This window comes from Pseudoalteromonas sp. ATL1, from assembly GCF_058933015.1.
Genome location: NZ_JBZYXL010000001.1, coordinates 217,778 through 230,000, shown reverse-complemented (window position 1 = coordinate 230,000; position 12,223 = coordinate 217,778). Strand labels below are relative to the sequence as shown.

10 protein-coding genes, 2 rRNA genes and 2 pseudogenes (1 of these 14 only partly in view) are annotated in these 12,223 nt (G+C 44.3%); 7 read left to right on the top strand and 7 right to left on the bottom strand.

Annotated features, from left to right (window positions below):
- Both AC5FX4_RS00975 and rrf read left to right on the top strand, forming a co-directional pair.
- Positions 1 to 1,180 (top strand): 23S ribosomal RNA (locus AC5FX4_RS00975); it begins 1,703 nt to the left of the window's first position.
- 186 nt (positions 1,181 to 1,366) lie between these two features.
- Positions 1,367 to 1,481 (top strand): 5S ribosomal RNA (rrf, locus tag AC5FX4_RS00970).
- Positions 1,482 to 1,809: 328 nt separating this feature from the next.
- Here rrf and AC5FX4_RS00965 read toward each other — a convergent pair.
- The 4 genes and pseudogenes from AC5FX4_RS00965 to AC5FX4_RS00950 form a co-directional block, all read right to left on the bottom strand.
- Positions 1,810 to 1,980: pseudogene (locus AC5FX4_RS00965) on the bottom strand (IS256 family transposase); the annotation flags it as partial.
- 36 nt (positions 1,981 to 2,016) lie between these two features.
- Positions 2,017 to 3,219 carry an IS256 family transposase gene (locus AC5FX4_RS00960; protein ID WP_493604693.1) on the bottom strand — a complete coding sequence of 401 codons (1,203 nt, stop codon included), beginning with the start codon at positions 3,217 to 3,219 and terminating at the stop codon, positions 2,017 to 2,019.
- A gap of 57 nt (positions 3,220 to 3,276) precedes the next feature.
- A pseudogene (locus AC5FX4_RS00955) lies at positions 3,277 to 4,314 on the bottom strand (IS256 family transposase); the annotation flags it as partial.
- 76 nt (positions 4,315 to 4,390) lie between these two features.
- Entirely contained in the window at positions 4,391 to 5,035 is a 645-nt protein-coding gene (locus tag AC5FX4_RS00950; protein WP_493604692.1) for a DUF2959 domain-containing protein, read from the bottom strand.
- A gap of 85 nt (positions 5,036 to 5,120) precedes the next feature.
- Here AC5FX4_RS00950 and AC5FX4_RS00945 point away from each other — a divergent pair, with 85 nt between their 5' ends.
- The 3 genes from AC5FX4_RS00945 to dtd are packed head-to-tail and all read left to right on the top strand — an operon-like array spanning position 5,121 to position 7,471.
- Positions 5,121 to 6,023, top strand: coding sequence for a virulence factor BrkB family protein (locus AC5FX4_RS00945; protein ID WP_493604691.1), 903 nt, complete (start codon positions 5,121 to 5,123; stop codon positions 6,021 to 6,023).
- An 11-nt stretch (positions 6,024 to 6,034) separates the two neighbouring features.
- A complete protein-coding gene (locus AC5FX4_RS00940; RefSeq protein WP_493604690.1) occupies positions 6,035 to 6,976 on the top strand; it encodes an alpha/beta fold hydrolase in 942 nt (313 codons plus the stop codon).
- 57 nt (positions 6,977 to 7,033) lie between these two features.
- The gene (gene dtd, locus AC5FX4_RS00935) at positions 7,034 to 7,471 is read left to right on the top strand and encodes a D-aminoacyl-tRNA deacylase (RefSeq protein ID WP_493604689.1); all 438 of its coding nucleotides are present in this window, start codon (positions 7,034 to 7,036) and stop codon (positions 7,469 to 7,471) included.
- Here the strand turns inward: dtd and AC5FX4_RS00930 are convergent.
- Complete coding sequence (locus AC5FX4_RS00930) at positions 7,468 to 8,157, bottom strand: spermidine synthase (RefSeq protein WP_493607748.1); 690 nt, start codon at positions 8,155 to 8,157, stop codon at positions 7,468 to 7,470. The two genes, dtd and AC5FX4_RS00930, sit on opposite strands and share 4 nt — an antisense overlap.
- A 157-nt stretch (positions 8,158 to 8,314) precedes the next feature.
- Between AC5FX4_RS00930 and AC5FX4_RS00925 the strand changes: the two genes are divergently transcribed.
- A complete protein-coding gene (locus AC5FX4_RS00925; protein WP_493604688.1) occupies positions 8,315 to 9,208 on the top strand; it encodes a bifunctional GNAT family N-acetyltransferase/hotdog fold thioesterase in 894 nt (297 codons plus the stop codon).
- Between the two features lie 78 nt (positions 9,209 to 9,286).
- On the opposite strand, the gene AC5FX4_RS00920 is transcribed toward AC5FX4_RS00925, so the two are convergent.
- Both AC5FX4_RS00920 and AC5FX4_RS00915 read right to left on the bottom strand, forming a co-directional pair.
- Positions 9,287 to 10,033, bottom strand: coding sequence for a substrate-binding periplasmic protein (locus tag AC5FX4_RS00920; RefSeq protein WP_493604687.1), 747 nt, complete (start codon positions 10,031 to 10,033; stop codon positions 9,287 to 9,289).
- Between the two features lie 107 nt (positions 10,034 to 10,140).
- A complete protein-coding gene (locus AC5FX4_RS00915) occupies positions 10,141 to 10,947 on the bottom strand; it encodes an AraC family transcriptional regulator (protein ID WP_493604686.1) in 807 nt (268 codons plus the stop codon).
- Between the two features lie 76 nt (positions 10,948 to 11,023).
- On the opposite strand from AC5FX4_RS00915, the gene AC5FX4_RS00910 reads away from it, so the two are divergent.
- Positions 11,024 to 12,211, top strand: coding sequence for an MFS transporter (locus AC5FX4_RS00910; RefSeq protein ID WP_493604685.1), 1,188 nt, complete (start codon positions 11,024 to 11,026; stop codon positions 12,209 to 12,211).
- The last annotated feature ends 12 nt before the right edge of the window (positions 12,212 to 12,223 follow it).

The window sequence follows — 12,223 nt, the reverse complement described above, 5'->3', positions numbered from 1 at the left end:
ATTTACTCCTTAAGCTGACGACAGCCGCAGTGACCAGGTGGCTGGGACTGTTTATTAAAAACACAGCACTGTGCAAAATCGTAAGATGACGTATACGGTGTGACACCTGCCCGGTGCCGGAAGGTTAATTGATGGGGTTAGACGTAAGTCGAAGCTCTTGATCGAAGCCCCGGTAAACGGCGGCCGTAACTATAACGGTCCTAAGGTAGCGAAATTCCTTGTCGGGTAAGTTCCGACCTGCACGAATGGTGTAACCATGGCCACGCTGTCTCCACCCGAGACTCAGTGAAATTGAAATCGCAGTGAAGATGCTGTGTACCCGCGGCTAGACGGAAAGACCCCGTGAACCTTTACTACAGCTTGGCACTGAACATTGAGCCTACATGTGTAGGATAGGTGGGAGGCTTTGAAGCGGTGACGCCAGTCATCGTGGAGCCGACCTTGAAATACCACCCTTGTATGTTTGATGTTCTAACTTAGGTCCCTTATCGGGATTGAGGACAGTGCCTGGTGGGTAGTTTGACTGGGGCGGTCTCCTCCCAAAGAGTAACGGAGGAGCACGAAGGTTGGCTAAGTACGGTCGGACATCGTACGGTTAGTGTAATGGTAGAAGCCAGCTTAACTGCGAGACAGACACGTCGAGCAGGTACGAAAGTAGGTCATAGTGATCCGGTGGTTCTGAATGGAAGGGCCATCGCTCAACGGATAAAAGGTACTCCGGGGATAACAGGCTGATACCGCCCAAGAGTTCATATCGACGGCGGTGTTTGGCACCTCGATGTCGGCTCATCACATCCTGGGGCTGAAGTCGGTCCCAAGGGTATGGCTGTTCGCCATTTAAAGTGGTACGCGAGCTGGGTTTAGAACGTCGTGAGACAGTTCGGTCCCTATCTGCCGTGGGCGTTTGAGAATTGAGAGGGGCTGCTCCTAGTACGAGAGGACCGGAGTGGACGAACCGCTGGTGTTCGGGTTGTGATGCCAATTGCATTGCCCGGTAGCTACGTTCGGGATCGATAACCGCTGAAAGCATCTAAGCGGGAAGCGAGCCTCGAGATGAGTTCTCACTTTAACTTTAAGTTAACTGAAGGGCCGTTGAAGACTATAACGTTGATAGGCTGGGTGTGGAAGCGTAGTGATACGTTAAGCTAACCAGTACTAATTACCCGTGAGGCTTAACCATACAACGCCAAAGTGGTTTAAGCGACAGAAGTTAGTATTAACTAAAGTAGATTTTTACGAATTATCAGAATTTTTCCAGATTTAAGCAAAGTGAAGGTCGCGACAGCAGTGTTGCTTGATATTCACCTTGCGCAAATGAAATGCTCAAGCAAAGCTTGAAGTCATTAACCATTTGCACTCCAGTTTTCCTGGTGACTATAGCGTTTTGGAACCACCTGACCCCATGCCGAACTCAGAAGTGAAACGAAACAGCGTCGATGATAGTGTGGCAGCTGCCATGTGAAAGTAGAACATCGCCAGGTCCTCATAAAAGAAAGCCCGATTCGAAAGAGTCGGGCTTTTTTGCGTTTGGTGCAAAAGTGCTAAATCGTCTCAGGGGAAGCTGAGATTATGTACTTTGATGAAGAGACGAATTAGCGCAAGGTGAAGTAATCAACCTTCGCTGTTGTTGAGGGGAGAGAGTACCTCAGCAGCAGCTAAACTGACTCACTTCACCTTGCGCAAAAGGAAACGCCCTCACTACATTCATTGTCGTAAATCCTTTGCACTTAACTCACATAAAAAAACCGACGATAAAGTCGGGTTTTAGAATTAAGAGGGCGTTCAGAATTCTGTGTCAGCTAATTTTGGCTAGATATCTAAGACATCATCCAAGCGCCCATCAAAATGAATCGCCAGTTGAGACAATGTCATATTCCAGTTTTGAATTGGCATTGTCCATTTCTTAGAAGCATTCAATATCCCAGCATACAGTAGCTTAAGCAAGCTGTTTTCGTTTGGGAAGCCGCCTTTAGTCTTGGTCGAGGGCGTTCAGAATTCTGTGTCAGCTAATTTTGGCTAGATATCTAAGACATCATCCAAGCGCCCATCAAAGTGAATCGCCAGTTGAGACAATGTCATATTCCAGTTCTGAATTGGCATTGTCCATTTCTTAGAAGCATTCAATATCCCAGCATACAGTAGCTTAAGCAAGCTGTTTTCGTTTGGGAAGCCGCCTTTAGTCTTGGTCAGCTTACGGAACTGGCGATGTACAGCCTCGATAGCGTTCGTGGTATAGATGGCCTTGCGAACGTACTCTGGATACTTAAAATAAACGGACAGGTTTGCCCATTTGTTTCGCCAAGAACGGAGCACTATCGGGTAATGTTGCCCCCATTTGGACTCTAAACGCTCAAGTTCTATCTCTGCTGCTTCTTTGCTCACAGCGCGGTAAACTGGTTTTAGATCAGCCATGAACTCCTTTTGATGCTTGGAAGCGACGTACTTCATAGAGTTGCGGATCTGGTGAATAACGCATTGCTGAACTTCTGTATTTGGGTAAATGGTTGCAATAGCTTCAGGGAAGCCTGTCAGCCCATCCACGCAGGCGATCAGGATATCTTCAACGCCACGGTTATGCAGATCCGTTAGTACAGATAGCCAGTAGTTCGCGCCTTCTGACTCAGATAGGTACAGGCCAAGCAGCTCCTTCTTACCTTCGACGTTTAAGCCTAAGATCGTGTACACTGCTTTGCTGACATAGCGGCCATCTTCCTTAATTTTGTAGTGGATAGCATCAAGCCAGACGAACGGATAGAGCGCATCTAATGGTCGTTGCTGCCATTCTTTCAATTCGGGTATCAAACAGTCGGTAACGCCTGTGATGGTAGCCTCAGAAACGTCAATGCCATACATATCTTCAACATGGCCGCGGATATCACGATAGCTCATGCCAAGCGAAAACATGGATAAGATCTTGCGGTCGATCTCATCAGTTAACTTAGTCTGGTTTTTCTTAACTAGCTTTGGCTCAAATGAGCCTGCACGGTCACGCGGGGTATCCAGTTCGAAAGTGCCCACTGAAGACTTAACGGTTTTCTTACTAGAACCATTTTTACGGTTAGGCTGCTCGTCATCTACAAGGTGCTGTTCCAGCTCTGCTTTTAAGGCAGCTTCGGTGATCTGTTTGATAAGAGGGGTTAAGAAGCCATCTTTGCCTGTCAGATCTTGCCCTGACTGAAGGGCTTTAATGGCTTGTTCTAAATCGAAGTCTTTGGTCATGTGTCATTCCTGTTTTCTTAATGATACTGAAATGACACAGATTTCTAAACACTACCTCTTGGTCAGCTTACGGAACTGGCGATGTACAGCCTCGATAGCGTTTGTGGTATAGATGGCCTTGCGAACGTACTCTGGATACTTAAAATAAACGGACAGGTTTGCCCATTTGTTTCGCCAAGAACGGAGCACTATCGGGTAATATTGCCCCCATTTTGACTCTAAACGCTCAAGTTCCATCTCAGCTGCTTCTTTGCTCACAGCGCGGTAAACTGGTTTTAGATCAGCCATGAACTCCTTTTGATGCTTGGAAGCGACGTACTTCATAGAGTTGCGGATCTGGTGAATAACGCATTGCTGAACTTCTGTATTTGGGTAAATGGTTGCAATAGCTTCAGGGAAGCCTGTCAGCCCATCCACGCAGGCGATCAGAATATCTTCAACGCCACGGTTATGCAGATCCGTTAGTACAGATAGCCAGTAGTTCGCGCCTTCTGACTCAGATAGGTACAGGCCAAGCAGCTCCTTCTTACCTTCGACGTTTAAGCCTAAGATCGTGTACACCGCTTTGCTGACATAGCGGCCATCTTCCTTAATTTTGTAGTGGATAGCATCAAGCCAGACGAACGGATAGAGCGCATCTAATGGTCGTTGCTGCCATTCTTTCAATTCGGGTATCAAACAGTCGGTAACGCCTGTGATGGTAGCCTCAGAAACGTCAATACCATACATATCTTCAACATGGCCGCGGATATCACGGTAGCTCATGCCGAGCGAAAACATGGATAAGATCTTACGGTCGATCTCATCAGTTAACTTAGTCTGGTTTTTCTTAACTAGCTTTGGCTCAAATGAGCCTGCACGGTCACGCGGGGTATCCAGTTCGAAAGTGCCCACTGAAGACTTAACGGTTTTCTTACTAGAACCATTTTTACGGTTAGGCTGCTCGTCATCTACAAGGTGCTGTTCCAGCTCTGCTTTTAAGGCAGCTTCGGTGATCTGTTTGATAAGAGGGGTTAAGAAGCCATCTTTGCCTGTCAGATCTTGCCCTGACTGAAGGGCTTTAATGGCTTGTTCTAAATCGAAGTCTTTGGTCATGTGTCATTCCTGTTTTCTTAATGATACTGAAATGACACAGATTTCTAAACACTACCAGAATTAAGCCTGATACGTGTTACTTACCAGCATTCATTTGTTCTATAAACTTATTCGAGTCTTCAATGGAGCGATTCATATCATTAATCAGTGATTGTATATCCGTTTGGAGATTCTTGAACTCGCCTCGGATTGCGGCAATCGCCTGTGCATTTAAATTGTGTTTCAAATACAGTACGTTATCTTTTAGAGAAGCAAGAACAGGTTGCATTTTACTCTCGCTGTTGCGCATAGAGCGCAATAACTTATCAAGTTGACGCTGAGTCTGCTTTAGTTTCTTTTCACTCTCTCGCTTGAGTTTATCGCTTGAATATTGCTCTAACTCATCTTGCCATTCGTCAAACAAGGCTTGTGCTACATCTTCTACTTTGTTGATGTTATTACTGACTTCCTCGGCAGCTGCTAAGCTAGATTCGTAATCATCATTGAGTTGTTCATAAGCGGATTGAAGCTCTCCACCATCAAAATTGATCAGCGTGCTTAATCGTTCCAGCGCAGATTGAAACTCTTGCTGAGACTCTTGTTGAGACTCCTTTGTTTCTTCTACTTTACTGACTAGTATATCTCTTTTATGGATCCCCACTTTCTCCATTGCTGAGTAATAAGCAGTTTGGCATCCTGTGAGCGCTGTCAGAAGTATTACGGCTAGTGTCAAACGTTTCATATTAGACCTATTTCCTGTGCATGTGCTGTAAATTATGTAGGTGATTGCTATGATGTGCAAAGTGTTTTTGAAATAACAGGCGTATATGAACGTTAATTTATCTGATCTTTTTGTCAAAGTTAAACAGCTTATCTTAGCGCAGCCTAAGTGGTGGCACTATTATCTCAAGCGTTGTAGTGAAGACCAAATCACGGTCAATGCTGGATATTTAGCCTATGTCACTTTGCTCTCATTGGTTCCCTTAATTGCGGTGGGTGTTGCAATATTCTCCGCATTTCCTGGCTTTGAGAGTACTCGTGTCGCAATTGAGAACTTTATTTTTAATAATTTTGTACCGACGTCTACCGATTCAATTAAATCTCATATTAGTGCCTTTACTGGTAATGCTAATCAAATGACTGCAGTGGGGATTGGATTTTTAGCGGCGATTGCTTTGTTACTGATCCGAAATGTGGATGCGGCGCTGAATCGCATCTGGCGAGTTGAAAAAAAGCGCCCCCTCATGATTTCGTTCGCTATTTACTGGATGGTGCTCACGCTAGGCCCTGTTTTATTGGGAGCCAGTATTGGTGTAACGTCGTACATTGTGTCACTGGTGGCCTTTGCTGACCAAGGGATCCCTGGTTTTAGTGGTTTTTTATTGAAGCTGCTGCCGTACGGTATTTCTATGGTGGGCTTTATTATGCTCTATACTTTAGTGCCTAACACGCGAGTTTCATTTCGCGCTGCGATACCCGGCGCTTTGTTTGCTGCGATGTTATTTGAGCTTTCAAAAAAGGGTTTTGCAGCATATATCAGTCATTTTCCTTCATATGAAGTGATCTATGGTGCGTTAGCGACGGTACCTATTTTATTTGTTTGGGTTTATCTCTCGTGGATTGTTGTTCTACTAGGTGCAGAATTTACGGTGTGCTTGGGTGAGCGCGATGCATGGTTTATCGAAGAGCCAGAGCCAGAACATGAGGATAGTCCTAGTCTAGATAATTGATAGAGGTGACAATGGCACAAGGGTATATCATTGGTGAGGCGCTTAGAAGCTATCATTTACCTGTTGGGGAGGGTCACCAAATTCACGTTGAAGAGTATGGCTGTGAGGATGGTATCCCTTTGGTTGTTAACCACGGTGGTCCAGGCTGTGGCCTCAATGTTGATACAGCGCATTACTTTAACCCAAAACGCTATCGCATCATTTTATTCAGCCAGCGTGGTTGCGGTGATTCTACCCCTTATGAAGTAAAAGATAATTCCCCTGACCACCTTGTCGGAGACATTTTAACATTACTTGACCACCTAGAGATTAAAAAAGCAGTGATGGCGGGCGGCTCTTGGGGAGCTACTTTGAGCCTACTGTTTGCACATCGTTACCCTGAACGGGTTAAAGGCCTCATTCTTTGGGCCAGTTTTTTGGCAACACAGCAAGATCTTAGTTGGATATACTCTGCAAACGGTGCCGGAGCACAGTTTTATCCAGAAAGTTATCAAATGTTTAGCCAAGGTTTGCAGCATGTTGATGATATTCTTGCCTACTACAGAAATGCACTGTTTAGTGATGATGAGTTACTACAGCATAAAACTGCGCAGCATTGGCATGATTGGGACAGACAAATTACGCTTGCGGCTGCCCTCAGCCGCTATCATTTAGAGCAAGTGAGTTGTGTGACACAACAAGCTAAACTCATGAATCACTATTTTACGCCAGAACTGTTTTTGCAACTGAGTGGTTTGGATCGACCCGTTGATGCGTTAAAACGTATTCCCACTTGGTTTATTCATGGTCGTCATGATCTCGTTTGCCGGTTTGCGCCTGTTCAACACTTGGCAGAAGAGTTGGGGGCACAACTTTACATCTTAGATGGCCTTGGCCACAGTGGTGCAAATGAGGCTTACTTTGAAGCTATCCGTAGAGCTGCAGACCTACTCGCTTGTAAGCTACGTATTTAAATAGTATGGCTTTTCCCTTATAGTGAGGCCTAATTTAAAGCAAGACATGAGGCGCACGTGCAAGGCTTAATACAAAGAGTTACACAGGCTAAGGTTGAAGTAGAAGGGGATGTAGTTGGAGAAATTCAACAAGGTATTTTGTTGCTGTTGGGAGTTGAAAAGCAAGATACGGATGACCATGTAGCAAAGCTACTTCATAAAGTGAGTAATTACCGTATCTTTACCGATCCTGATGGCAAAATGAATCTAAGCCTCAAAGATATTGGTGGCGAGCTGTTGGTGGTGTCCCAGTTTACGCTAGCCGCAGATACCAAAAAAGGCATGCGGCCTAGCTTTTCATCAGCCGCTACACCGGAACAGGCCAAAAGGCTTTATGAGTTATTTGTCTCTCAGGCGGAGCTTTTGGGAATAAAAGTAGCCACAGGACAGTTCGCGGCTGATATGCAGGTATCGCTTTGTAATGACGGGCCAGTTACCTTTAATTTAAGCATTTAGCGTTTTACTGCAATAATATGATTGGCGTAATCTGGGACTGCCTCAATTCGAGGCTTCTTACCGAAATTGGTAATAAGCAAATGTTCCAAGCGTTGTAGCTGCGATTCATGCTCAGACAAAAAGTTGATAAATAGCCATCCGTTGGGATTGAGCGCGGCCCTGAGTAGTCGATAGAAGGGATGCTGAAACAAAAAGAGCGGCGCATCAAACTCACTAAATAAATCCAAAATGATCCAATCGTATTTTTTTTCGGCGTTGAGTGCCGTATCCGCGTCCATACAGGCGACAGAACAGCCCTGTTCAGCGCTAAAATACTTCTTATAGCAATGCACAATGTCTGGGTTATTATCTACGGATAAAACGCGACAAGCGGGATAAACCGCTTGCAAGTAATCTCGGATCGCACCGCCACCCAAGCCCAATTCCAAAACCTGCTGTGGTGCATGGATATTCTGCCAAATTTTCGCAAGTACTTGCAAGTGGGGAAAAAGGAGGTGCTCTGGGTGGTTTCTTTCCACTACAGATTGTAAGGTGTCATTGATCAATAACCAGCGCAAGGTACTGTCTTGCCTAACTTGAATGCTGACGTTGCCATGTTTATGCCAGTAAAGTAAATGGCCTAACTGGTGGCTTTGTTGCACAAACTGGTTAGCGATCGTGCCGCTGGCAGTCACAAAATTATGCATAGTAACATCAGCATAGACCAACATTGATGTAATGCCATAATGTTTAGCATTTTTTACACTTTAAATGAGTCTTCTACTAATAGAGTATGTTCAGATCGAGAGATTTTTAGTAAGGTCCAACGTATATCATCAAGAATAATGAATAACAGGAGTGTATATGTTTAAGGTTAGCTCACCACAAAGTAGTGAAGATTGGCAGGCATACTATCAACTACGTTGGCAAGTATTGCGCGCTCCATGGGAGCAACCAAGAGGCTCTGAGCAGGATGATTTAGAGCAAGAGTCTGAACATTTATGCATTAAAAACAACGAAGGTGAGGTACTTGCGGTTGCACGCTTACATTTCAATACGCAGCAGCAAGCACAAGTACGCTATATGGCCGTCGCGGAAGCGAATCGAGGTAAACATTTGGGAAGTCGTTTGCTACACGAGTTGGAAAAGAGTGCGTGGCGTCAAAATGCTGAAGAACTGATGTTATTTGCCAGAGAACGCGCATTGGCTTTTTATGAGAGTCATGGTTATAAAGTTGTTAAGAAAGCACATTTGGCGTATGACGATATACAGCATTGGAAGATGATTAAGCAAAAACCGTCCGAGCCGGGTTGGTTCAGGCATCCTGACTGGACCCAAGTTCTTCAGGATACATGGCGAGAATCGATCCCGATTAGTGACGCAATGGGTATCAAGGTAGAGAGTTATACTGATTGGCAGTTTTCTACTAAGGCGGATCTTAAAGTCAACCTGAACTTACATAACTCAATGTTTGCAGGTTCAATTTACTCAATGGCGACACTGACCGGTTGGGGGGCTACTTACTTAGCACTTAAGGAGCAAAATTTAGAGGGCAACATCGTGCTTGCGGATGCCAACATTAAATACCTTAAGCCATTAACCACAGAGCCTAAAGCTACGGTGTGCATTGCTGAGTGTGAAGGCGATCTGATGCAGTTGAAAACCAATGGCAAAGCAAAATACCTTGTTCCAGTGAGTGTTTATGATCAGGAAACACTGGTGGCAAAATTTGACGGGACTTTTGTTGTTTTAAGGTAAGTGAAGACGGGCTTTGCCCGTCTTACATAACATACTTAGTTTATTCTAAGCTCGGCGAATAGGGCTTGCTTGTCTCTATCAATCAAGCCCATACTTTGCTAGTTGCTGTGCTAACAAAGTGTGGTGGCCCAGCAGTTCAGCACGCTGTTCAAAAGTATCAATCATCTTTTTCACATCACCATGCTTTTTGGCGGCTGGCGTAAATGCCATAAATATGTCTGTACTATTTACACATCCAGCCACTTTATATTCGTGCCAAACATTTTCTTTTTGCAAAGTATGCTTGGTTGAGTTTTTGGTAAACAGAAAAGCATCAATTCGCCCTTTGCTGAGCATTTTCGCACTTCTGTGAATGTAGTCTTTATTGTATGGCTGGAATACAAATTGATCTTCGTGATTTTCTACAAACCAACTCAGCTCTTCAATAGAGGTGTCGATTGCAATGCCTATTTGCATTTTATTGAGCGAGTCAACGCCACGATACTCCCATTGATTGTGTGCGTTTGTGATGAAACACATTTCTTGGCTGCCGACAGAATATTTTGGATAAAGTAGTTGTGGGGCTTCGGCCTTTGCTGGTGCTAACAATGCGTCATATTTACCGGATAGCACATATTTGATAGCCCGTGACCAAGGGAAATACTCAATTTTGAGTTGGTAGTCGCTGCCTTCATAGAGCGCTTTTACGAAATCAACGACATAGCCTTTTTCTGTGTCAGATGGGCAGATCTGTGGGCACCAATCGATCGCAGCTATCTTAATGGTTTTTGCACTACATGTTGTGCTTAGTATCACGGTGATGATAAAGAAAAATATTTTGGCCATAGCGGTCCTAATCAGCGCGCCAGTATACGTACTAGCTTAATTCTTTATTGTTTTATTTTAATCTAGCTTAATTGCTGTCAATCAGCTGAGCTTTAATCGCTTTTATCTTATTTTTTTAAGTACTGCCTAGGCGTACAATTGAAAACCTTTTTAAATGCCGTGTTAAATGCCGAACTCGATTCGAATCCCAGTTGTTCTGCAATGACTTGTTGGCTGTAACCGGCTTCCATCATTTCTACAGCCCTAAGCCCTCTGAGTTTTTGTTTCCATTGGCTAAAGTTCATATCAAAGCTTTTGTTAAATAGTCGATTGAGCGTGCGTGTCGATGCGCCGACTTCTTCACTCCATTGCTGTAGCGTTTTATTGCAACCTGGGTTGGCGTGCAGCTCTGAAATGATAGGGTTGAGTCTCGGATCTTGCGTTGAAGGGATAAAAAACGCACTCGTTGGTGCAGACTCGAGCCTATCAATAAATACTTGGATAAAACGACGTTTTCGTTCATCCAGTACATAATTTGGATCCCAATCGCAGATCTCAAGAATAATGGCTTTTAGTAGGTCATCCACATGCAATAACTTGGCTTCGGGTCCAAGCAGGTCAATATAATCTCCATCAATATACACACTACGAAAATAACCACCGTATCTGCAGAATGTTTCATGAGGTAAATTGGGCGGTAACCATAAAGCTTGATCAGGTGGGATCACAAAATTGCCAGCGGGCGTTTTTATCGTCATCACACCATTGCTGGTGTATGCCAGCTGCCCCCATGTATGTGCATGTGTATTAACGTGCTGCCAAGGTGGCATAGTTGAGGCGCGTGGATAAACGGGTTTTCCTAAGGTTTTTAGGTTAAAGCGGCTCTTAACGGTCACCCAGTTTGAATCTGTCTTATTAGATAAATTATCTGTCATATTGTTGCCTATTGGTCACTATGAGTTGAGCATACAATGTGTGTTCTATTTACTCAACGTGCTTTAAGGGAAGAAAATGGAGAAGATTGAATCGCAAGCAAAATGGAAAACACCGTTCGGTTTTCTGGTGCTGGCAACGGTCGTTATGGCGTTAACTTTTGCTGCTTGGACCGCCTTGCTAAACAACTTTGCCGTAGAAGCGGCTAGCTTTAATGGTGCAAATATGGGGATGTTGCAGTCTTTGCGCGAGATACCTGGATTTCTAGCATTTACTGTTGTCTTCGTATTGCTGGTATTGGCCGAGCAAACCTTTGCTTTGATCAGCCTGTGTATCCTTTCTATTGGCGTTGCTATTACGGGGTTTTTCCCGAGTGTGTATGGTTTGTACGCCACCACAGTGCTGATGTCGATTGGTTTTCATTATTTTGAAACACTTAATCAATCTTTGAGTTTACAGTGGTTTAGTAAAGACGAAGCGGCTGAAAAGTTAGGTCAATTGCTGTCTATAAAATCAATTGCCTCTTTATGCACTTTTGCATTTATTTGGCTGGCGGTGACATTTTTGAGTGCCAGCTATGAATGGGTATATGTTGTAGCGGGTGGATTGGGGTTCTTGATCACCTTCATTATGATCAGTGCATTTCCGCATTTTAAAGCGCACAGCACGCAACACAAAAAACTGATACTGAGAAAAGAATACAGTTTGTATTATGTTTTATTGTTTTTTGCTGGCGCAAGAAGGCAGATATTTATGGTTTTTGCTGGCTTTTTGATGGTTGAAAAGTTTGGCTTTGATGTCGCGCAAATCACCATGTTGTATATGCTAAACCACGTGGTCAATATCTTCGCAGCGCCGGCAATAGGTAAGATGATTGGTAGAATTGGTGAGCAAAAAGCGCTGACCATTGAATACGGTGGTTTGGCCTTAGTTTTTGTAGGCTACGCATTGGCAGAATCGGCGACCTTTGCTGCGGCACTCTATGTTATCGATCATTTATTTTTCGCCATGGCGATTGCGCTCAAAACTTATTTTCAAAAAATAGCGAGATCGGAAGACATCGCTTCAACAGCTGGAGTGAGCTTTACCATTAACCATATTGCAGCGGTTATCATTCCAGCCAGCTTTGGCATCGTGTGGCTATACGATAAAGCGCTGGTGTTTTATTTTGGCGCGGCATTGGCGGTGTGCTCTTTGGTGATGAGCCAATTCATTAATGTTCACTTACAACGTCATCAGGCTAAATTAGCAGCGTCTGCGTCTTAAGCATTTTCCAGT